The organism is Nocardia sp. NPDC002869 (assembly GCF_046764065.1).
In the GTDB taxonomy this organism is placed as follows: domain Bacteria; phylum Actinomycetota; class Actinomycetes; order Mycobacteriales; family Mycobacteriaceae; genus Nocardia; species Nocardia rhamnosiphila.
In genome coordinates this window covers 12,462-33,714 of record NZ_JBKOOL010000034.1, presented here as the reverse complement: position 1 = coordinate 33,714, position 21,253 = coordinate 12,462, and the positions used below count along the sequence as shown (strand labels likewise).

Genomic DNA, 21,253 nt, shown 5'->3' with positions numbered 1-21,253 from the left:
GCCTAGAGAGTCATGGCGGCGCGAACGGTTTCCACCGCCCCGGCACCGCCCTCCCCGGTAGAGGTCACCCGGCCGCTCTCCAGCACGTAGTACCGGCTCGCGGCCCGCAGTGCGAAACCGATGTGCTGTTCCACCAGCAGCACCCCGAGCCCGCCGCGGGTCACCAGTTCGGTGATGGTGTTCTCGATCTCGGCGACCACCGACGGCTGGATGCCCTCGGTGGGTTCGTCGAGGATCAGCATGCGCGGTTCGGTGATCAGTGCCCGCGCGATCGCCAGCTGCTGGCGCTGCCCGCCGGAGAGCAGCCCGGCCCGGCGGTCGAGCAACTCTTTCAGCGCGGGAAACAGATCCAGCTGTTCGTCGATCAATGCCCGGCCGCGGGTGCGGCCGTCGGCCACCACCCGCAGGTTCTCGGCGGTGGTGAGATGACCGAAGCACTGCTGCCCCTGCGGGACATAGGCCAATCCGCGCTTGACCCGGGCGCTGGGCCGCAGCGCGGTGATATCGGCCCCGTCGAAACGGATGGTGCCGCGGTGGGTACGCACCAGGCCGACCGCCGCGCGCAGCAGGGTGGTTTTCCCGGCGCCGTTGTGGCCCATGATCGCGGCCACGCCGTCGGCCGGGACCTCGATCCCGGCCCCGTGGACCACCTCGGTGCGGCCGTAACCGGCGTGGACATCGACGAGTTCCAGCATCGCGGTCACCCTTCGTTCTCGTCGGCGGCCGCCGCGGTCCCCAGGTACGCCTCCTGTACGGCCGGATCCGCCTGTACCTCGGCCACCGTTCCCTCGGCCAGTACCGCGCCGCGGGCCAGCACCGTCACCGAGGTGGCGAAACTGCGCATGAAGTCCATATCGTGTTCGACCACTACGACCGTGCGTTCACCGCCGATGCGGCGCAACAGGTTCCCGGTCTCTTCCCGTTCCTCCTGGCTCATCCCGGCGACCGGTTCGTCCAGCAGCAGCACCGAGGCGTCCTGGACGAGCAGCATGCCGATCTCGAGCCACTGTTTCTGGCCGTGGGCCAGCGTTCCGGCGGGTTTGTCGCGCAGCGCGGTGAGACCGATGGTCTCCAGGGCTTGCTCGATCGACGCGGAGACCGCGGCCGGCCGGCGCCGCAGCATGGTCCAGAGCGAACGGCCGGCGCCCGCGGCGATATCGAGGTTCTGCAGCACCGACAGTTCCTCGAACACGCTCGCGGCCTGGAAGGTGCGGCCCACGCCCAGCCGGGCGATCTGGTGCACCTTCTTGCCGAGCAGCTCGACCCCGGATTTCTGCACCGAACCGGTCGCCGGGACCAGACCGGTGATCGCATCGATCATGGTCGTCTTCCCGGCGCCGTTGGGACCGATGAGGAACCGCAGATCACCCTGGAAGAGGGTCAGGTCCACATTCGACACCGCCTTGAATCCGTCGAATTCGACACTCAGCCCGCGGACCTCGAGGTAATCGCTGCGCATTCCGGCGTTACCGCCGGTCACCGGAGCTTTCACGGTGGTTGTCTCGGTCATGACACTCCTACCGGGGTAGCGGGTGCGGGGTCCGGTGTCCGAGTGGGTGGCGGATCCCCCTTCTCGTCGGTACGGCGTTTCCGCCGCAGCAGGGTCACCAGGCCCGCCAGTCCGGCCGGGAAGAAACCGACCACGACGATGAACAGGACGCCCTGCGCGTACACCCAGCCGGAGGGGAAGTTCTCCGACAGGCCGGTCTGCGCCCAGGCCACCGCGATCGCACCGAGCACCGGGCCGAGCAGGGTGGCGCGTCCGCCGATGGCGACACCGGTCAGGAACGCGATGGAGGGCACGATCCCGATATCGGCGGGGGAGACGATCCCGACGATCGGCACGAACAGCGCGCCGGCGATACCGGCGAACAACGCCGCCACCGCGTAGGCGACGACCTTCACATCGGCGGGGTCGTAGCCGAGGAAGCGCACGCGCTCCTCCTGATCGCGCACCGCGACCAGCAGTTCGCCGTACCGGCTGTACATCAGCTGCCGGGTCGCCGCGACGATCACCAGCAGGGTGGCGGCCGCGATGAAGAACAGCAGCCGCCGGTTCACCGGATCGTTGAGCGCCAGCCCGAAGAAGCTGCGGAACCGGTTGAGGCCGTTACTACCGCCGGTGGACTGCTGACCCACCAGCAGGATGGCGAAGGCGGCGGCCAGCGCCTGCGACAGGATGGCGAAATAGGCGCCCTTGACCTTGCGTTTGAATACGCCCAGCCCGAGCAGCACCGCCACCAGCGGCGGCACGATCACAATCCCCAGAATCGTCAGGACCGGCGACGCGAACGGAACCCAATAGCCGGGCAGTTCACGAATACCGGCGATCTGCATGAAGTCCGGGACCTCGTCACCGCGCAGCCGGGCGTCGGAGATCTTCAAATGCATCGCCATGATGTAGGCGCCGAGGCCGAAGAACACGCCCTGCCCGAGGGTGAGCATGCCGCCCCGGCCCCACGCCAATCCGATACCCACCGCGACGATGCCGAAGCACAGGAACTTGCCGAGCAGGTTGAGCCGGAAGTCCGAGAGCACCGCGGGCGCCACCGCGAACAGCAGTACGGCGGCGATCGCGAAGCCCGAATAGACCTTCCAGCGGGTGGTCAGGAATTCCCTCATACCAGACTCCTCGACCGGATCGTGAACAGTCCCTGCGGGCGGACCTGCAGAAAGACCACGATGACGACGAATACGATCACCTTCGCGACCGAGGCCGTGGTGCTGTACTCGATGAACGAGTTCAACAGTCCGAGCGCCACCGCGGCCAGGACCGCGCCGCGGATCTGCCCGAGCCCGCCGATGACGACCACCAGGAAGGCGTCCACCAGATAGGTGGTGCCGGTATTGGAACTGGTGGAGCCGATCAGCGTCAGCGCCACACCCGCCACCCCGGCCAGCCCGGACCCGATGAAGAACGTCGTGATATCGGTGCCGCGGCTGGAGATCCCGCTGGTTTCGGCGAGATCCCGGTGCTGCACCACGGCCCGGATGCGCCGGCCCATCGCGGTGTACTTCATCGTCACCGCGACAGCCGTCACGCACAGCACCGCGAGCAGCATGATGAAGATCCGCGTCCTGGGCACCACCGCGCCCAGGATCTCCACCCCGCCACCGAGCCATTCCGGGGTCACCACGCGGACCGCGGGCGCGCCGAAGATGTCCCGGGCCGCCTGCTGCAGGATCAAACCGACGCCGAAGGTCACCAGCAGGGTGTCCAGTGGTCTGTCGTACATCCGCTTGATCAGCGTCACCTCGAGGGCGACCCCCATGAGACCGCCGACCAGGAATCCGATGAGCAGCGAGACGATCAGCGAGACCTCGGCGTTGGCGACCAGGTACTCCTGCACCGCGTAGGCGGTGTAGGAGCCGGCCATGATGAACGCGCCGTGGGCCATATTGATCACACCCATCTGACCGAAGGTCAGCGACAGCCCCAGGGCCGCCAGCAGCAGGATGGAACCCAGGCTCGAGCCGGTGAACAGCTGCCCGACCAGTGCTTCCACGAGATCAGCCCCCGAGTCCCTCGGCCCACGAGTAGCCCGCCAGGTACGGATCCGGCTCGACGGCCGCGCCGGAATCCCACACGCTGTAGATCAGGCCGTCGGGGCGGATCTCGCCGATCCGGGCGGTTTTGGTGATGTGGTTGTTCTCGCCGTCGATGGTCACCAGGCCCTCGGGTCCCTCGAAGGTGACCCCGCCCGCGGCCTGCTGCACCTCCGGGACCGCGAAGGACTGCGCCTTCTCCACGGTGTTCTTCCACAGGTACACCGAGACATAGGCGGCTTCCATGGGATCGGAGGTCGGCTTGTTCGCGCCGTATTTCGCCTTGTACGCCTTGACGAACGCGGTGTTCCGCGGGTTGTCGACGGTCTGGTAGTAGTTCCAGGCGGTCAGCTGGCCGGCGATGTTCTGCACCCCGATACCGCCGACCTCCTCCTCGGCGATGGACACCGAGACCACCGGCATGTCCTGCGCGGTCAGGCCGACGTTCTTGTACTCGCGGAAGAACGCGACATTGGAATCGCCGTTGAGGGTGTTGAACACGGCGTCGGCGTCGGCCGAGCGGACCTTGTTGACGATGGTGGAGAAATCGGTGGAGCCGAGCGGGGTGTAGTCCTCGCCCTTGATCTCGATACCGTTGGCCTCGGCATAGGCCTTGATGATGCGGTTGGCGGTCTGCGGGAAGACGTAGTCGCTACCGACCAGGTAGAGCGATTTCACGCCGCGGCCCTTCAGATAGTCGAGGGCGGGCACGATCTGCTGGTTGGTGGTGGCGCCGGTGTAGAAGATGTTCTCCGACGATTCCAGGCCCTCGTACTGGACCGGGTAGTACAGCAGCGCGTTGCGGTCCTCGAACACCGGCAGCATGGCCTTCCGGCTCGACGAGGTCCAGCCGCCGAATACCGCGGCCACGCAGTCGCTGCTGATCAGCTTCTCCGCTTTCTCCGCGAACACCGTGGGCTCGGAGGCGCCGTCCTCGCCGACCAGCTGGATCTGCTTGCCCAGCACGCCGCCGGCGGCATTGATCTCGTCGACGGCGAGCCTGATCGAATCCCGGACGGTGACCTCGGAGATCGCCATGGTCCCCGACAGCGAGTTCAGTGAGCCGACCTTGATATTCGGGCCCGCGGTGTCGACACAGGAGGTCGCGCTCGCGCCGGCCTGATCGGAGGCGGAACTGCCGCAGGCGGTGACCGCCAGCGCGGTCGCGCATACCGCGGCCGGCAGCGCGAGGAAATTCCGTGCGCGCCGGCGCTGCCGACGGTTGCGGATGTCGCGGGATACCGCACCTTTCCTGGGTTGTCCGGGTGCTTCGGTTCTGGCTGCATTCATGACCGTTCGGCCTCCACTCAGGAAAGGTCAGCCCGCTGACTTGCTTGTATTCGGCGTTGTATACAGCGACGTATACGAGGAATTACGGTAGGGAGGCTGTGTTTCGCCCACGTATCGCAGCGTGAAGCCCGAGTATCGATCGGCCGATGGCCCCGGGCAGCGCTGCTGAGAGCAGAGCTGCCGACAGCAGCGTGACCTCCCGCTCACCCGTCCGCTCCGGCAGCGTGGTGGCCATGGCTCACGACGATAGATCCCCGCTGTTCGGCTGGCGTGCCCGCGAACAGCTCCTGGCCCGCCGCATCCTGGTCCTCGACGGCCCGCTCGACGACGACAACGGCACCCTGCTGGCGACCCAGCTGCTCACCCTCGCCGCCGAAGACGGGGAGGCCGGTATCTCGCTGTGGATCCATTCGCCCGGCGGTTCCGTACCGGCGATGCTGGCCATCCGCGACGTCATGCGGTTGATACCGAGCCCGGTAGCCACCCTCGCCCTCGGATTGGCCTGCAGCGCCGGCCAGTTCCTGCTCTCCTCGGGGACGCCGGGTAAACGCTTCGCGCTACCGCACGCCCGGGTCCTCATGCACCAGGGGTCGGCCGGTATCGGGGGGTCCGCGGTGGACGTGGAGGTGCAGGCCGACGATCTGCGCTACACGGTGGAAACCGTGCTCGGCCTGATCTCCGCGGATACCGGGCAGCCCTACGACCGGGTCTACGAGGATTCCCTGCACGATCGCTGGTTCAGCGCGACGCAGGCGAAGGAATACGGCTTCATCGACCATATCGTGGGCGATTTCGCGCAGGTCGTCCCGCAGCGCCAACGGGTCGGGATCTCCGCATGAGCGGAGCCCACGAACGCCGCGCCGAAGACAGGGAGACCCGATGAGTACCTACACGATCCCCAATGTGATCGCCCAGCATCCGCGGGGCGAGCGGATCACCGATATCTATTCGCATCTGCTCGCCGAACGCATCGTCTACCTCGGCACCCCCATCGATTCCGGGGTCGCCAATGCGCTCATCGCGCAGCTGCTGCACCTGGAATCGGAGAGTCCCGGCCAGGAGATCGACTTCTACATCAACTGTGAAGGCGGCGATCTGTCATCGATGCTGGCGGTGTACGACACCATCCAGCACATCGGCGCCCCGGTACACACCACCTGCGTCGGTCAGGCCATCGCGGTCGGCGCCGTGCTGCTCGCCGGGGGCGCGCCCGGCCACCGGGCGATGCTCCCGCACGCCCGGGTGGTGCTGCACCAGCCCGCGGCCCGCGGCCAGGGGGCCATCCCCGACCTCATCCTGCAAGCCGACGAACTCGTGCGGATGCGGGCGGAGATCGAAACGATCCTGTCCCGGCACACCGGGCGGACCCCGGAGCAACTGCGGCACGATACCGACCGCGACCGGGTGTTCACCGCGGCGGCCGCGGTCGAATACGGGCTGGTCGATTCGGTGCTGACGCCGCGGAGCCCGGCCCCCGCCCGGTGATCGTGACCGTGCCGGATACCGCGGCGGGCGCGGATACCGGCCGGTCAGGCCGCCCGGAGCAGCACTGTCGGTGCAGTGCCCGGGCGACGGGTCGCCACGGGATGGCGCCGCGCCCGGAGCTCGTCGGCCACCTGCTCGGTGAGCGCGCCGAGAGAGGTGCCGAGAGCGCCCGCCAGCGCGGCGATCATCTCGCTGGAGGGTTCCTTGCGGCCGCGTTCCACCTCGGAGAGGTACTGCGGCGAAATGCCCGCGCGCTCAGCGGTTTCCGCGAGCGTTTCGCGTTTCTCGTTGCGTAGCATACGGAGTCGGCCGCCGAGGACCTCACGCCACAGCGGCTCGGGCCGGTCCGCGGGCTGCCGGGGCGGCCGCTCGGCGCGTCCACCGGGAATCGCCTGGAGTCTGCGAGGCTCGGTCATGGACAGAGCCTAGAACCCGTGGCCGGCGGCACGGGCGGATTACGCTACGGGCGTACACCCGGGCCGGCTCGGGTTACCGATGTGCGTGCGGATTCGATCGGCTGTGCGGGCCCGCGGACGCGGGCCCGCACAGCGGTCAGCTGCTGCCGAAAAGGCCGCGCAGCAGGTGGCGGACCCAGCCCGCCGGGTCCTGCCAGCCGCGGTCCCGGTGCCGGTCGTGGTTCCAGTGGTCGTCGCGGTCGTTATCCCACTGGCGGTCACGGTCACGGTCCCAGTGACGGTCGCGGTCGCGATCACCGTGGCGGTCGCGATCCACTTGGGTGTAGCCGGGGGCCGGGGCCGCCGGGTCGGCCATCGCGGGCGCCGCGAGGCCGGCCAGCGGGACCAGGATGATGGCGCCCGCGACGGCGATCCGGGCGGTGGCCCGGCGGGTCGCGGATACTCGGTTCGTGCGGAACACGTCGAATCCTCTCGTGCTGTGTCCTGCGGCACGGCCGGGGGAGCGGCCGGCCGGAAGACGTTGAACCTTCACCCTCGCGCACTGATCACGAAAGTCACAGACCTTCCGCGGATCCGATCGAGAAATCATCCCCGGGTACTACGGGGAATCCCGGGGTCCTGCCTCGACGCGCGATGAGCAGTCGTCCGTGGGGTGGACCGTCCCGTCGGAGCGTGACGCCGGTCTCCTGGGCACCGCGTTCTTCCTCGCAATGGAAAATTTTCGAACTGGAGGAACTTTCCCGAACGTGGCATCGTTGTCAGAGAGATCAGGCGGATCGACCGTGATCCGTCTGGCTCGCAACAGAAAGTATGAAGTAAGTAACATGGCTCAAGGCAGCGTGAAGTGGTTCAACAGCGAAAAGGGCTTCGGCTTTATCGCGCAAGACGGGGGCGGACCTGACGTCTTCGTGCATTACTCGGCAGTGTCGGGAAGCGGTTTCCGTACCCTCGAAGAGGGTCAGCGCGTGGAGTTCGAGATCGGGCAGGGCCAGAAGGGCCCGCAGGCTCAGGACGTCCGCGCCATCTGAGTGGTGTGACGAAGCAGCGAGGCCCCGAACCGCAAGGTTCGGGGCCTCGCTCCGTTTCCGGGGGATAGCGCTCGACTGAAAGCCGACCACTGGGTATGTAATTCCCTGTCGGCCCGGTCCGAGTAGGCCCGCGTTCGCCGGTCAGCGTTTTGCCGGTCGGCCGATGCACACACCGAACCAGAAATTGCCGAGCAAGCGCTCGGGGTTGTCCGGTGTGAAAATCCGGCAATTCGAATCGGCCGGTCCGAGGACCGGAATTCGGACCGCGCCGACTTTCGGCGAACACCGCCCCCCGAACGCTTTTCTCCGCTCCCGATCCGGGCCGGCGGATTTCGAAACTTGTCCTCCGGCCGGGCCGGGTACACGCGGCGGTTTCCGCATCCATGGCGGCCGCCCCGGGGTCCGGCCCGATATATCCGCAGCGGTGCGACCGCGCCTCCCGCCCGGGTGAGCGGTGCTCCGGGGCGTGATTCGGCCCACGCGGCCGACCGGGTCCGTGCAGGTCGGCCGAGACCGAGAGCAGGGGGTGGGACATGGCCGGATCGGTCCGAACTAAGCTTGGCCCCGTCAACTGGCCGTCCCCACATCCAGGAGTACCCCACTGTGAGCCAAGCAGGCCGTCCTGTAGTTCTGATCGCCGACAAGCTCGCCCAGTCGACCGTCGATGCGCTCGGTGACGGTGTCGAGGTCCGCTGGGTCGACGGCCCCGATCGGCCCGCGCTGCTGGCCGCGGTGCCCGAGGCCGATGCGCTGCTCGTCCGCTCCGCGACCACCGTCGACGCCGAAGTCCTCGACGCCGGTAAGAATCTGCAGATCGTCGCCCGGGCCGGAGTCGGCCTGGACAATGTCGATGTCCCCGCCGCCACCGAACGCGGCGTGATGGTCGTCAACGCGCCTACCTCCAATATCCACACGGCCGCCGAGCATGCCGTCACCCTGCTGTTGAGCGCGGCCCGCCAGATCCCGGCCGCCGACGCCACCCTGCGCGAGCGCACCTGGAAGCGCAGCAGCTTCAACGGCGTGGAGATCTTCGGCAAAACCGTCGGTGTGATCGGTCTGGGCCGGATCGGGCAGTTGTTCGCGGCGCGCCTCGCCGCCTTCGAAACCAAGATCGTCGCCTACGACCCCTACGTCTCCCCGGCGCGTGCCGCCCAGCTCGGTATCGAACTGCTGAGCCTCGACGAGGTGCTCGAACGGGCCGACCTCATCTCCATCCACCTGCCGAAGACCCCGGAGACCAAGGGCCTGCTCGGCAAGGACGCCCTCGCCAAGACCAAGAAGGGCGTCATCATCGTCAACGCCGCGCGCGGCGGCCTGGTGGACGAAGCCGCGCTCGCCGAGGCGATCACCTCCGGACATGTCCGGGCCGCCGGTATCGACGTCTACGAGACCGAGCCCTGCACCGACAGCCCACTGTTCGCACTGCCGCAGGTCGTGGTGACCCCGCATCTGGGCGCCTCCACCAGCGAAGCCCAGGACCGGGCCGGCACCGATGTCGCCAAGTCGGTGCTGCTGGCCCTGGCCGGTGAGTTCGTACCCGGCGCGGTCAATGTCACCGGCGGCACCGTCGGCGACGACGTCGCGCCCTGGCTGGACCTGGTGCGCAAGCAGGGCGCCCTGCTCGGTGCGCTCGCCGACGAACTGCCGGTGAGCCTCGAGGTGCAGGTGCGCGGTGAACTGGCCGCCTCCGAGGTGGAGGTGCTGCAGCTCGCGGCGCTGCGCGGGGTGTTCTCCGCCCATGTCGACGATCAGGTCACCTTCGTCAACGCTCCGGCGCTGGCCGAGGCCCGCGGGATCAGCGCCGAGGTGACCACCGCGACCGAAAGCCCCAGCCACCGGAGCCTGGTGGATCTGCGCGCGGTGTTCGGTGACGGCCGCACCATCAATGTCGCGGGCGCGCTGACCGAGCCGCAGCAGGTCGAGAAGATCGTCAACATCAACGGCCGCAACTACGATATGCGCGCCGAAGGCATCAACCTGGCCGTCCTCAACTACGAGGACAAGCCGGGCGCGCTGGGCAAGGTCGGCACCGCGCTGGGCGCCGCCGAAATCGATATCCTCGCCGCGCAGCTCACCCAGGACGCCAACAAAGAAGGCGCCACCGTCGTGCTGCGGGTCAACAAGGAGGTGCCCGAAGCGGTGCGTTCCGAGATCGCCGCCGCGGTCGGCGCCGCCAAGGTCGCTCTGGTCGACCTGTTCTGAGCTGTTCCGTGCACGCTGCCGCCCGGGCCGGTGGGCGGCGTGCGCAGACGGGTACGCACCCGCCCCGGGCCACGCGGTCCGGGGCGGGCCGTTCCCGGCCACCGTCCCGGTGACAGACCAACCCGGCCCGGCAGCCGCGTCCCGCCCTGTTCGCGGCCTCGTTCGTAGAAAGCGTGGTTGTCATGAAACTCGCCGTGATCCCCGGTGACGGTATCGGACCGGAAGTCGTCACCGAGGCGCTCAAAGTGCTCGATGTGGTGCTGCCCGGGGTCGAACGGACCCATTACGACCTGGGCGCCAAGCGTTACCACGCCACCGGGGAGATCCTGCCCGAATCGGTGCTGCCGGAACTGAAACAGCACGACGCGATCCTGCTCGGTGCGATCGGCGACCCGTCGGTGCCCAGCGGCATCCTGGAACGCGGTCTGCTGCTGCGCACCCGTTTCGCCCTCGATCACCACGTGAACCTGCGCCCCTCCAAGCTGTACCCGGGGGTCGGCAGCCCGCTGGCGGGAACCCCGGATATCGACTTCGTGGTGGTCCGGGAAGGTACCGAGGGCCCGTACACCGGCACCGGGGGCGCGATCCGGGTGGATACGCCGCACGAGGTCGCCACCGAGGTCAGCACCAACACCCGGTTCGGTGTCGAACGCGTGGTCCGCTACGCCTTCGCCAAGGCGCAGGCCCGGCGCAAGCATCTCACCCTGGTGCACAAGACGAATGTGCTCGCCTTCGCCGGTTCGTTGTGGCAGCGCACGGTGGACGAGGTCGGTGCGGAGTTCGGTGATGTCGAGGTGGCCTACCAGCACATCGACGCCGCCACCATCCATATGGTCAACGATCCGGGCCGCTTCGACGTGATCGTCACCGACAACCTGTTCGGCGATATCATCACCGACCTCGCCGCCGCCGTCAGCGGCGGTATCGGCCTGGCCGCCAGCGGCAATATCGACGCCACCGGCACCAACCCGAGCATGTTCGAACCGGTGCACGGCAGCGCCCCCGATATCGCCGGTCAGTCCAAGGCCGACCCGACCGCGGCCATCCTCTCGGTCTCGCTGCTGCTCGAGCACAAGGGCGAGACCGCGGCCGCGGCCCGTATCCAGGACGCGGTGGCCAAGGATCTGTCCGGCCGTACCGGCACCGCGTCCACCACCGAGATCGGCGATCGGATCGCCGCCGCCCTCTGAGCTCGAGGGCCCGGATTTCCGTGCGCGAAACGGGGTTGCGCGTCCGATACCATCGGGGATACCTGGGCGTATCCCCGATGGATGGTCCGAGCACTTGGAGGGCAGCATGACCGCGTGGCACGCCACCTCTGATGCCGGCTTCGGCCCGTACACGATGCTGGATCTCTACGATCTGCCGGAAGATGGCAAGGGTTTCGAACTCGAAGACGGGTGGTTGGTCGAGGTGGCGGCGGGGGCACGGCACAACTGGATCGCGCGAACACTCGCCCGCAAGATCGAGGGAATGCTCGGTGATGCCGCTGTCATCGTGTGCGACGGTGGGGAATGGGAGGTCAGCACCCCTGCCGGTGTGCGGAAGCCGGATGTCGCACTGGTTCCTTACGACGTCGCGCGTTCGGTGATCGCCGATGAGTCACCGAAACTGATACCCGGCATCGACCTCCTGCTGGTGGTGGAGGTGGTATCTCCTGGTAGCGGCAGTGAGCGCACAGACCGGGTGCGAAAGGTACGCGAATACGCGGAGCTGGGTATACCGCAGTACTGGATCATCGAGCATCAACCGAAGGTTCGGATCCATCGCGGAATCCTGGACGGCGCTAGCTATCGGTGGGATCCCACAGCCACCGAAGGGCAAGAGTTCACCGCCGAGATCGAGGCCGACAAGATGATTCGCGTGACGTTCGATCCCGCGGTGCTCATTGATATCTGACGGGTGTCATCCCGGCCGGACCACCGGATGAACCACCGGCCCGACTATCCATGTGGTCGGCGTGCCTGTGCTCATCGAGGCCCGACCGGGTATCGGTTGGACACCCGGGACGGCCGGGACAGCTGTCGGCGGTAACGAATTCGGCTCCTGGTCATTCGAGGGGCTTTTCCGAACCTACCGGGACCAGCGGGATCGCCACGGCCGCCAGGGCCGCTGCCGCCAGGTAGACCGCCGGGAACCCGGTCGCGGTGATGAGCGCGCCGAATACCGGGGGCACCGCGGCGACGGTCAGGTTCTGGCCGGTGTTCTGGATGCCCAGCCCGCGACCGCTCCAGAACGGCCCGGCGCGTTCGGCGATGGCGGTGAAGGCCAGGCCGTTGTCGGAGACCGTGACCACCGAGGCGACGACGAGCAGCGGGACGGCGGCCCACCACCAGTGCGTCCAGGAGGTCAGCGCCAGCAGGGCCATGGTGGCGACCGCGGCGATCGCGACCTGGCGCAGCGGGCCCATCCGGCTGCCGACCCGGTCCGACCACGCGCCGGCGCCGATCCGGCCCAGGGCGCCCAGGATCTGGGTGCCGGTAACCAGCGCGCCGGCCGCCGCCAGCGACCAGCCGAGGTCGCGGTGGAGCCACAGCAGCGCGAAGGTCCAGACGGTGGCCTGGGGGACGACCAGCAGGATCGACACGCCGTGGATACGCCACAGTGTGCTGCTGCCCCGGTAGGGATTGGCGCCGGTCTCCTGGGCTCGTGGCGGCCGGGGTGGGTCGATGATGCCCAGCAGGCAGCACACGGCGGCCAGTCCGGCCAGTAACGCGGGCACGCCGAGCGCGGGCGCGACCCCGAAGCGGTCGGCGACCAGGGGCACGGACATCGCCGCGATCCCGACGCCCAGCGGCTGGCCGGTCTGCCGGATGCCCATGGCCAGGCCACGGCGGTCTGGCGGGAACCAGCCGACGATCACCCGGCCGCTGGCACCGTTGGTGCTGGCGGCGCCTATCCCCCCGAGGAACAGCAGGAGCCCGAGGGCGGGGTGGCTGGTGGTACAGGCGGCGGCCGCACCGGCCACGCACATGATCACCGGCCCGGCGACCAGGGCGATCCGTTCGCCGACCCGGTCGACCAGATAGCCCCAGGCGATGAGGGCGCAGCACAGGCCGACGGTGGGCATGGCCACCAGCAGGCCGGCGGTGGGCAGCGGCATGCCCCCGGCGGTCAGCGCGGGGAGCAGGAACGGCACCCCGTGTACGAAGATCGCGCTGGACACCTGGGCGAAGACCCCGAAGGCGAGCATGAGCCAGCGGTGGGCGGGGGAGATCTGCCTGCCGGGCGCGACGATCGGGAGGGCCGTCGAAGGACTGTGCGCCATGGTTCCCCATCTCGGAACGAGAGCATCTCAATATATGAGAATGAATTCTCAGTCTTTGAACGTACGACGGTCACGGTACACCTCCGGGCCCCGGATCCCGCAAGTAGTGGCACGGTTCTCACCATCGGGCGGACCGACCGGTCGGGCGCATTCGGGCTGGTGAACCCGGCTGGATAGACTTCGGTCATGCGTCTAGGTCGAGTTGCCAGCCCCGACGGGGTCGCGTTCGTCGCCATCGAAGGCGAAACCGCCAAGGAAATCGCCGAACACCCGTTCGGTACCCCGACGTTCACCGGCCGCCGCTGGCCGCTGGCCGATATCCGTCTGCTCGCTCCGATCCTGGCCAGCAAGGTGATCTGCGTCGGCAAGAACTACGCGTCCCATGCTGCCGAGATGGGCGGGGAGGCGCCGGCCGAACCGGTGATCTTCATGAAACCGAATACGTCCATCATCGGCCCCGATATCCCGATCATCGTGCCGCCCAGTTCGTCCCGCGTCGACTACGAGGGTGAACTCGCCGTGGTCATCGGCCGGCCCTGCAAGGACGTTCCCGCGGCCCGGGCCAAGGACGTCATCCTGGGCTATACCGTCGCCAACGATGTGACCGCCCGCGACCAGCAGGCCCAGGACGGCCAGTGGACCCGGGCCAAGGGCTACGACACCTTCTGCCCGCTGGGGCCGTGGATCGAAACCGAACTCGATCCGGCGGATCTCGAGATCACCACCGAACTCGACGGTGAAGTACGCCAACGCAGTACCACATCGCTACTGCTGCATGATATTCCGGATATCATCGAATGGGTCACCCGCGTGATGACCCTGCTCCCCGGTGACGTGATCCTCACCGGAACTCCCGAGGGTGTCGGCCCGATGAAAGACGGTCAAACGGTGTCGGTCACCGTCTCCGGTATCGGCACGCTGACCAATCCTGTTGCCGCGAAACGCTGAACGAAAGAGGGACATGACAAACGTACGGGTCCGTTTCTGCCCGTCACCCACCGGGACACCGCATGTCGGGCTCATCCGCACGGCGCTGTTCAACTGGGCCTATGCCCGCCATCAGGGCGGCACGTTCGTCTTCCGTATCGAAGACACCGATGCCGCACGGGATTCCGAAGAGTCCTATCAGGCGCTGTTGGACGCGTTGCGCTGGCTCGGACTCGATTGGGACGAAGGTCCGGAAATCGGCGGGCCCTACGCGCCCTACCGGCAGTCGCAGCGGCGCGAAATCCACCGCGGCGTGGTGCAAAAACTCCTCGACGCCGGCGAGGCGTACGAGTCCTTTTCCACGCCAGAAGAAGTCGAGGCGCGCCACCGGGCGGCCGGGCGTGATCCGAAACTCGGCTACGATAATTTCGACCGCGACCTCACGGCCGCGCAGATCGCCGAATACAAGGCCGCCGGCCGGGGCGCGGTGGTCCGGCTGCGTATGCCCGATGCCGACCTCACCTGGCACGATCTGGTACGCGGAGAAACCACCTTCAAAGCCGGTTCCGTGCCGGATTACGCACTCACCCGCGGCACCGGCGATCCGCTCTATACGCTGGTCAACCCGGTCGACGACGCCACCATGCGGATAACCCACGTCCTGCGCGGCGAAGACCTGCTCTCCTCCACCCCGCGCCAGCTCGCGCTCTATGCCGCGTTGCAGCGCATCGGGGTCGCCGATTTCACTCCCGAATTCGGTCATCTGCCGTTCGTGATGGGCCAGGGAAACAAGAAGCTGTCCAAGCGCGACCCGGAGTCCGACCTCTTCCTCCACCGTGATCGCGGATTCATTCCCGAGGGTCTCCTCAATTACCTCGCGCTCCTCGGCTGGAGCATCGCCGACGACCACGATGTCTTCTCCATGAACGAGATGGTCGCGGCCTTCGATATATCGAAGGTGAATTCGAACCCGGCCCGATTCGATCAGAAGAAGGCCGATGCGATCAATGCCGAGCACATCCGTTTGCTGGAACCGGGCGATTTTGCCGGACGGTTGCGCACTTTTTTCACGGACCGCGGATATATCGGTGCCGGAATAGACGAGAAGGTTTTTGCCGCAGCCGCCGATCTGGTGCAGACGCGCATTGTCGTGCTGGATGACGCATGGGGTCTGTTGCGATTCCTCTTCGCACCGTCCGAGGAGTTCGGTATCGACCCCGCCGCGGGCAAGAAGAATTTGGGGCCGGACGCCGTTCCGGTATTGGATGCCGCAATTTCCGCACTCGAACCGCTGACCGCCTGGACTGCCTCCGAGATCGAGGACGCGCTGAAAGTCGCGCTTATCGACGGAATGGAATTGAAACCGCGGAAGGCGTTCGCGCCGGTGCGGGTATCGGTCACCGGATCGCATATCAGCCCGCCGCTGTACGAATCCATGGAACTGCTGGGCCGCGAGCTCACCATGCAGCGACTGCGCGCGGGCCGCGAATGGACGCCGCCGGCCGAGTGACCGGCCGGTGCCACGATGCCGTCCCCGGGGCCGCCGGGGCCGGCGTCGGTCCACCCCGCCCGTGGCCGGTCGGCGGCGCCGCGGCACCGTTACACACCTGATGTGGCGGCGTGACCAGGCGATTTGTAGTTTCCCCGGAGCGGTTTGGTACTCTCTTTCTCGGCCGGAACGACGGTGCCACCGCAGCCAGCGGTGAAGCCGAAAGCCCAGGTCATTGGGGTATGGTGTAATTGGCAACACAGCTGATTCTGGTTCAGCCATTCTAGGTTCGAGTCCTGGTACCCCAGCGGAGATCGCTCTCAGCTTCATCGTCCAGATGCGGTGCGGAACGAGTTATCCAGGCGATTTGGTCGCCGCCGCCCGGTCGGTTACGCTGATCGAGCTTCGGATCGAGAGATCCGCGATCCACTCCAGCCAGGAGTTGATCACAAGTCCTGGCCCCGTCGTCTAGCGGCCTAGGACGCCGCCCTCTCAAGGCGGTAGCGCGGGTTCAAATCCCGTCGGGGCTACTCAGCTGCGAGGCCCATGCTCATGGAGAGCATGGGCCTTTGCTGATTCGCGATGCTTTGCGGGGGTGCAACCCCCGCACCCCGCCCAGGGGGGCTCGGCGCCCCCTGGACCCCCCTTGCGGACCGGGAACGGTTCGGGGACCGGCCGGGGCTGCGCCCCTGGACCCCCTCCGGGATGCTCACCGGTGAATGTGATCGGGGCTTCGCCCTGCAACCCGTTCGCTTGCTGGTTACGTGTGGATACGTTGCCGGGGCTTCCCCCGGAGCCCTGTTCGGATGGCTGTCCTCGACGTGGTGATGGCTGCGGACGGCAAGTAATGACGGGCCCGGTCGAGGCGTCGCCCCTGGGCCCGTGCTCGGGACCGTGGCCTCCGGACGCGAGACCGGAGCTGTGCCGAAACCCTGGTTCGACTTCGCGCACGAGGGCGGTCGGCGCCGTGCGGCCGTCGGCGCGGGTCCGATCGGGAATCACTCGCGTCCGCCTCGAAGATGTCAGCGGAGGGTGGGAGCCGGTGGGGCGAGGACCGGGCCGGGCCGGGGAAGCCGATCCGCCACCCGGTGAACGAGCGGCCATGGAAACCGGGTCCGAGCGCCTTCGGGGCGAGGGGCGGGTTCGGTGGACGGAAGTGCGGTAGGGCGCCCGTTTCCGGGCCGATAGCGGCCGGGTCGGCGGGGTTTCCGGACCCGGGCCGGACGGGTGCCGTCGGCTGCCGGCGGGAAAGAACCGGGGGCGGTCAGTCGTCCAGGGCGTTGGCGGTGGATCCGCCCAGGGGCATGGCGGGTAGGCCCAGTTTGCGGTGGTCCCAGCTGCGGATACGATCGGGGACGATACGGACCGCGACGCGCTTGTTCAGCATGCCCTGGACGTACTCGCGCATGTCTTCGGTGTAGGGGCCGGTGTAGCGCTCCCAGACGCTGACCCCGACGGCGAACAGTTTCTCCGGGTCGTCGATGACCTCGGCGCGGCCCTCGAGGGAAACTCCGCGCAGGGTGTCATAGGTTTTCCCGGCCTCGATCATGCAGGTGACCGTGGGGTCGCGACGCAGGTTGACGGCCTTCTGGGATTTGCCCTTGGTCTCGAACCACAGTTCGGGTATCGCGTCGGGGCGCTCCGGATCGGCGATCAGCGCGTACCACATGGCGGTGAGGTGCGGTTTACCGTCCGGGCCCAGGCTTGCCAGGGTGGCGACGCGACTGCGGGTGAGGAAATCGGTGATCTCGGTATCGGTCATCACGATCTGTGACCGTTGGTTCACTCCCATCAGGCCACCATAAGTGACGGCAGCTGCCCGCCGCTCAGAGTCGGCGGTGCAGCGCATCGGCGGCCGCGACCAGGTCCGCTGCCCAGCGAGCCCCCGGTCGGCGGCCCATTCGATCGATCGGCCCCGACACCGAGACCGCGGCGACCACCGCGCCCTGCTGATCGCGTACCGGGGCCGAAACGCTGGCCACCCCGGCCGCGCGCTCGCCGGCGCTCTGGGCCCAGCCGCGTTTGCGGACCTCGGCGAGCGTGCGCTCGGTGAACATGGCGTCACCGAGGACAGTGCGCTGTAGCTCGGGATCGGCCCAGGCGAGGAGTACCTTGGCCGCGGATCCCGCGGTCAGCGGGAGGCGGGAGCCGATCGGCACGGTGTCGCGCAGCCCGGCCGGGGGTTCGAGGGCGGCGACGCAGACCCGCTCATTGCCCTCCCGGCAGTACAGCTGCACGCTCTCGCCGGTGATCTCGCGCAGCCGCGGCAGAATCGAGGTCGCGGCCTCGAGCAGCGGGTCGGCGGCGCCGGCAGCGAGTTCGGCGAGGGCGGGGCCGGGGCGCCAGGAGCCGTTTCCGTCCCGGGCGAGCAGCCGGTGGGTTTCCAGGCCGACGGCGAGCCGGTGCGCGGTCGCGCGGGGCAGGCCGGTGCGCTCGCACAGCTCGTTGAGACCGCAGGGCCGCTCGGCGACCGCATACAACACTGCCACCGCTTTGTCCAGGACGCCGATACCGCTATGCTGTCTCATAGAACGATATTAGCGTCCTGCATTCTGAGATGCCATTACGAACAGCCCAGGTGGCGTCCTGGAAGGGGTCGCATGATTCCAGCTAGCGCGTATCCGGTGCCGGGCAGGCCCGGGCCGGATGCCGAGCCCGAAAGGTGATCGCAACAATGCCACGTACGCTGGCCGAGAAGGTATGGGAACAGCACGTCGTCGCTCGCGGCGAGGGTGAGGGCGAGGCGCGCGAACCCGATCTCATCTACATCGATCTGCATCTGGTGCACGAGGTGACCAGCCCGCAGGCCTTCGACGGTCTGCGGGCCGCCGGTCGCCCGGTGCGCCGGCCCGATCTCACCATCGCGACCGAGGACCACAATGTCCCGACCGTCGATATCGACAAACCCATCGCCGACCCGGTGTCGCGGATCCAGGTGGAGACGCTGCGCCGTAACTGTGCGGAATTCGGCGTCCGGCTGCACCCGATGGGCGACCGGGAACAGGGCATCGTCCACGTCGTGGGACCGCAGCTGGGGCTGACCCAGCCCGGCACCACCGTGGTCTGCGGGGACAGCCACACCTCCACCCACGGTGCCTTCGGCGCGCTGGCCATGGGAATCGGCACCAGCGAGGTCGAGCATGTGCTGGCCACGCAGACCCTTTCGCTGCGGCCGTTCAAGACAATGGCGATCACCGTGGACGGCGTGCTGCCGCCGGGAGTCACCAGTAAAGACCTGATTCTCGCGGTGATCGCCGAAATCGGTACCGGCGGCGGCCAGGGCTATGTGCTCGAGTATCGCGGTGAGGCTATTCGCAATATGTCGATGGAAGCGCGGATGACCGTCTGCAATATGTCCATCGAAGCCGGTGCCCGGGCCGGAATGATCGCCCCGGACGAAACCACCTACGAGTTCTTGAAAGGCCGTCCGCACGCCCCGCAGGGCGCGGACTGGGATGCCGCGGTAGAGGCATGGGAGGCGCTGAAGACCGACGAGGACGCGGTTTTCGACCGGGAGGTGCACATCGACGCGAGCGTGCTCACCCCGTTCGTCACCTGGGGCACCAACCCGGGGCAGGGGCTGCCGCTGGGCGCGAATGTGCCCGATCCGGCGCAGATCGCCGACGAGACCGCGCGTGAGTCCGCGGAGAAGGCGCTGCGCTATATGGATTTGACCCCGGGTATGCCGCTGCGCGAGGTCTCGGTGGACACCGTGTTCGTCGGATCCTGCACCAACGGCCGGATCGAGGATCTGCGGGCCGTGGCGGAGGTGCTGCAGGGCCGCAAGGTGGCCGAGGGCGTGCGAATGCTGGTGGTACCGGGCTCGATGCGGGTGCGGGAACAGGCCGAGGCGGAGGGTCTGGGCGAGATCTTCACCGCGGCCGGGGCCGAATGGCGGCAGGCCGGGTGCTCGATGTGCCTGGGGATGAACCCCGATCAGCTCGCTCCGGGCCAGCGCTGCGCGTCCACCTCGAACCGGAACTTCGAGGGCCGGCAGGGCAAAGGTGGGCGTACTCATCTGGTGTCGCCGCCGGTGGCCGCCGCGACCGCGGTCCGCGGCACGCTGTCGGCGCCCGCGGACCTCAACTGAGCCCGTCTTATATCGAAACCCACTTATAGCCGAAACAGGAGAAATACGATGGAAGCCTTCGCCGTGCACAAGGGGATCGGCGTTCCGCTGCGCCGGTCCAATGTCGACACCGACCAGATCATCCCGGCCGTCTATCTGAAGCGCGTCACTCGTACGGGATTCGAAGACGGCCTGTTCGCCGCCTGGCGGGGTGACGAGGACTTCATTCTGAACACCGAGCCGTACAAGCATGGCAGCGTCCTGGTGGCCGGGCCCGATTTCGGGACCGGATCTTCCCGTGAGCACGCTGTCTGGGCGCTCATGGACTATGGCTTTCGGGTAGTTATCTCTTCACGTTTCGCCGACATCTTCCGCGGTAATGCGGGCAAGGGTGGTCTGCTGGCGGCACGAATGTCACAGAATGATGTCGAAATGCTCTGGAAGTTGCTCGAGGAACAGCCCGGACTGGAATTGGTTGTGGACCTCGCGGCGCGCACGGTGACCGCAGGAACCATCGTGTTGCCGTTCGATATTGACGACTACACCAGGTGGCGCCTGTTGGAGGGTTTGGACGACATCGGCCTGACGCTGCGGCGTAGCGATGTGATCGCCGAGTTCGAAAAGACAAGGCCGGCTTGGAAACCAAAGACCCTGCCCGAACCTATTTCGCAGGCGTAATGTTCTCGGCCTCTTAGCGGCCCCCCAGATGTCGTGGTAGCTGTGCGTGTGCTAGACCACATGAATTTTGGCGTGGCACATAGACTCTTGCCCAATGTGGGTTTACCGTGGTACCTAGTCGGTCCGACGACGGGCCATTAGTCTGCGGAGGATTCAATGAACAAGGCGGAACTGATCGACGTTCTGACCGAAAAGTTGGGTACTGACAGGCGCACGGCCACCGCGGCAGTCGAGCATGTGGTCGACACCATCGTGCGCGCGGTACACAAAGGGCAGAGCGTCACCATCACCGGATTCGGTGTGTTCGAACAGCGTAAGCGGGCAGCCCGGGTGGCGCGGAATCCGCGTACCGGGGAAACCGTCAAGGTGAAGCCCACTTCGGTGCCGGCGTTCCGGCCCGGCGCCCAGTTCAAGGCGGTTATCGCGGGTAAACAGAAGCTCGCGGCGACCGGACCCGCGGTGAAACGCGGTGTCAATGCTCCTGTGGCGGCCAAGAAATCCACGGCGAAGAAGACAACGGCGAAGAAAACCACCGCCAAGAAGGCCGCGACGAAGGCGCCCGCCAAAACAACGGCACGGAAGACGGCCACCAAGGCGCCGGCCAAGAGCACTGCCGCCAAGAAGACGGCCACCAAGGCCGCGGCCCGCAAGACGGCGACGAAGACCCCCGCCAAGGCCGCGGCCACCAAGAAGGCCACCGCCAAGAAGACCACCACGGCCGCCAAGTCCACGGCCAAGAAGTCGGCCACCGCAAAGCAGACCCCGGCCAAGAAGACGACAGCCAAAAGGGCTCGCTGACCCGCAGCCCAGGCGTGCCGGCGCCGCACTGATTCCAGCCGGGGTCCCACCGGATCC

At 67.4% G+C, this 21,253-nt stretch carries 21 protein-coding genes and 2 tRNA genes; 13 read left to right on the top strand and 10 right to left on the bottom strand.

Annotation, left to right across the window (positions count from 1 at the left end; genetic code table 11):
* Positions 1-2 precede the first annotated feature (2 nt).
* From urtE to urtA, 5 genes are read right to left on the bottom strand one after another with little or no spacing between them, the layout of a single operon-like run.
* Positions 3-695 (bottom strand): urea ABC transporter ATP-binding subunit UrtE, encoded by a 693-nt coding sequence (urtE, locus tag ACLML9_RS09465; protein WP_411945152.1) that lies wholly within the window; start codon positions 693-695, stop codon positions 3-5.
* Between the two features lie 5 nt (positions 696-700).
* Complete coding sequence (urtD, locus tag ACLML9_RS09460) at positions 701-1,510, bottom strand: urea ABC transporter ATP-binding protein UrtD (RefSeq protein ID WP_411945149.1); 810 nt, start codon at positions 1,508-1,510, stop codon at positions 701-703.
* Complete coding sequence (gene urtC, locus ACLML9_RS09455; protein ID WP_411945148.1) at positions 1,507-2,622, bottom strand: urea ABC transporter permease subunit UrtC; 1,116 nt, start codon at positions 2,620-2,622, stop codon at positions 1,507-1,509. The genes urtD and urtC overlap by 4 nt, the downstream gene beginning before the upstream one ends.
* Positions 2,619-3,506, bottom strand: a complete 888-nt coding sequence (urtB, locus tag ACLML9_RS09450; RefSeq protein ID WP_411945147.1) for an urea ABC transporter permease subunit UrtB — start codon at positions 3,504-3,506, stop codon at positions 2,619-2,621. The genes urtC and urtB overlap by 4 nt, the downstream gene beginning before the upstream one ends.
* A 4-nt stretch (positions 3,507-3,510) precedes the next feature.
* Positions 3,511-4,836 carry an urea ABC transporter substrate-binding protein gene (gene urtA, locus ACLML9_RS09445; protein WP_411945146.1) on the bottom strand — a complete coding sequence of 442 codons (1,326 nt, stop codon included), beginning with the start codon at positions 4,834-4,836 and terminating at the stop codon, positions 3,511-3,513.
* 233 nt (positions 4,837-5,069) lie between these two features.
* Between urtA and ACLML9_RS09440 the strand changes: the two genes are divergently transcribed.
* Positions 5,070-5,675 (top strand): ClpP family protease, encoded by a 606-nt coding sequence (locus ACLML9_RS09440; RefSeq protein WP_411945145.1) that lies wholly within the window; start codon positions 5,070-5,072, stop codon positions 5,673-5,675.
* Positions 5,676-5,715: 40 nt separating this feature from the next.
* Positions 5,716-6,321 (top strand): ClpP family protease, encoded by a 606-nt coding sequence (locus ACLML9_RS09435; RefSeq protein WP_265804467.1) that lies wholly within the window; start codon positions 5,716-5,718, stop codon positions 6,319-6,321.
* 44 nt (positions 6,322-6,365) lie between these two features.
* Here ACLML9_RS09435 and ACLML9_RS09430 read toward each other — a convergent pair whose 3' ends face one another.
* The gene (locus tag ACLML9_RS09430; protein WP_411945144.1) at positions 6,366-6,737 is read right to left on the bottom strand and encodes a helix-turn-helix domain-containing protein; all 372 of its coding nucleotides are present in this window, start codon (positions 6,735-6,737) and stop codon (positions 6,366-6,368) included.
* A 136-nt stretch (positions 6,738-6,873) separates the two neighbouring features.
* Entirely contained in the window at positions 6,874-7,197 is a 324-nt protein-coding gene (locus ACLML9_RS09425) for a hypothetical protein (RefSeq protein WP_411945143.1), read from the bottom strand.
* Between the two features lie 364 nt (positions 7,198-7,561).
* Between ACLML9_RS09425 and ACLML9_RS09420 the strand changes: the two genes are divergently transcribed.
* From ACLML9_RS09420 to ACLML9_RS09405, 4 genes are all read left to right on the top strand, one after another.
* Entirely contained in the window at positions 7,562-7,765 is a 204-nt protein-coding gene (locus ACLML9_RS09420) for a cold-shock protein (protein ID WP_030521844.1), read from the top strand.
* Positions 7,766-8,368: 603 nt separating this feature from the next.
* Entirely contained in the window at positions 8,369-9,967 is a 1,599-nt protein-coding gene (gene serA, locus ACLML9_RS09415; protein ID WP_411945142.1) for a phosphoglycerate dehydrogenase, read from the top strand.
* A gap of 182 nt (positions 9,968-10,149) precedes the next feature.
* A complete protein-coding gene (locus tag ACLML9_RS09410) occupies positions 10,150-11,157 on the top strand; it encodes a 3-isopropylmalate dehydrogenase (protein ID WP_039825907.1) in 1,008 nt (335 codons plus the stop codon).
* A 106-nt stretch (positions 11,158-11,263) separates the two neighbouring features.
* Entirely contained in the window at positions 11,264-11,866 is a 603-nt protein-coding gene (locus ACLML9_RS09405) for a Uma2 family endonuclease (RefSeq protein ID WP_411945141.1), read from the top strand.
* A gap of 151 nt (positions 11,867-12,017) precedes the next feature.
* On the opposite strand, the gene ACLML9_RS09400 is transcribed toward ACLML9_RS09405, so the two are convergent.
* Positions 12,018-13,235: an MFS transporter gene (locus ACLML9_RS09400; protein WP_411945140.1), complete on the bottom strand. Its 1,218-nt coding sequence runs from the start codon at positions 13,233-13,235 to the stop codon at positions 12,018-12,020.
* Positions 13,236-13,421: 186 nt separating this feature from the next.
* On the opposite strand from ACLML9_RS09400, the gene ACLML9_RS09395 reads away from it, so the two are divergent.
* The 4 genes from ACLML9_RS09395 to ACLML9_RS09380 all read left to right on the top strand — a co-directional run bounded on the left by ACLML9_RS09395 (position 13,422) and on the right by ACLML9_RS09380 (position 16,181).
* On the top strand, positions 13,422-14,183 hold the full coding sequence (locus tag ACLML9_RS09395; protein ID WP_411945139.1) for a fumarylacetoacetate hydrolase family protein: 762 nt from the start codon (positions 13,422-13,424) through the stop codon (positions 14,181-14,183).
* Positions 14,184-14,196: 13 nt separating this feature from the next.
* Positions 14,197-15,672, top strand: coding sequence for a glutamate--tRNA ligase (gltX, locus tag ACLML9_RS09390; protein ID WP_411945138.1), 1,476 nt, complete (start codon positions 14,197-14,199; stop codon positions 15,670-15,672).
* A gap of 215 nt (positions 15,673-15,887) precedes the next feature.
* Positions 15,888-15,959 (top strand) — tRNA-Gln (locus tag ACLML9_RS09385).
* Positions 15,960-16,108: 149 nt separating this feature from the next.
* A tRNA-Glu gene (locus ACLML9_RS09380) sits at positions 16,109-16,181 on the top strand.
* A gap of 734 nt (positions 16,182-16,915) precedes the next feature.
* Here ACLML9_RS09380 and ACLML9_RS09375 read toward each other — a convergent pair.
* The gene (locus ACLML9_RS09375; RefSeq protein WP_411945137.1) at positions 16,916-17,443 is read right to left on the bottom strand and encodes a pyridoxamine 5'-phosphate oxidase family protein; all 528 of its coding nucleotides are present in this window, start codon (positions 17,441-17,443) and stop codon (positions 16,916-16,918) included.
* A 34-nt stretch (positions 17,444-17,477) separates the two neighbouring features.
* Positions 17,478-18,179: an IclR family transcriptional regulator gene (locus ACLML9_RS09370; RefSeq protein WP_411945136.1), complete on the bottom strand. Its 702-nt coding sequence runs from the start codon at positions 18,177-18,179 to the stop codon at positions 17,478-17,480.
* A 146-nt stretch (positions 18,180-18,325) separates the two neighbouring features.
* Here ACLML9_RS09370 and leuC point away from each other — a divergent pair, with 146 nt between their 5' ends.
* From leuC to ACLML9_RS09355, 3 genes are all read left to right on the top strand, one after another.
* Entirely contained in the window at positions 18,326-19,741 is a 1,416-nt protein-coding gene (gene leuC, locus ACLML9_RS09365; RefSeq protein WP_411945135.1) for a 3-isopropylmalate dehydratase large subunit, read from the top strand.
* 48 nt (positions 19,742-19,789) lie between these two features.
* Positions 19,790-20,398, top strand: coding sequence for a 3-isopropylmalate dehydratase small subunit (leuD, locus tag ACLML9_RS09360; RefSeq protein ID WP_411945134.1), 609 nt, complete (start codon positions 19,790-19,792; stop codon positions 20,396-20,398).
* 156 nt (positions 20,399-20,554) lie between these two features.
* The gene (locus ACLML9_RS09355) at positions 20,555-21,196 is read left to right on the top strand and encodes an HU family DNA-binding protein (protein ID WP_411945133.1); all 642 of its coding nucleotides are present in this window, start codon (positions 20,555-20,557) and stop codon (positions 21,194-21,196) included.
* Positions 21,197-21,253: the final 57 nt, after the last annotated feature.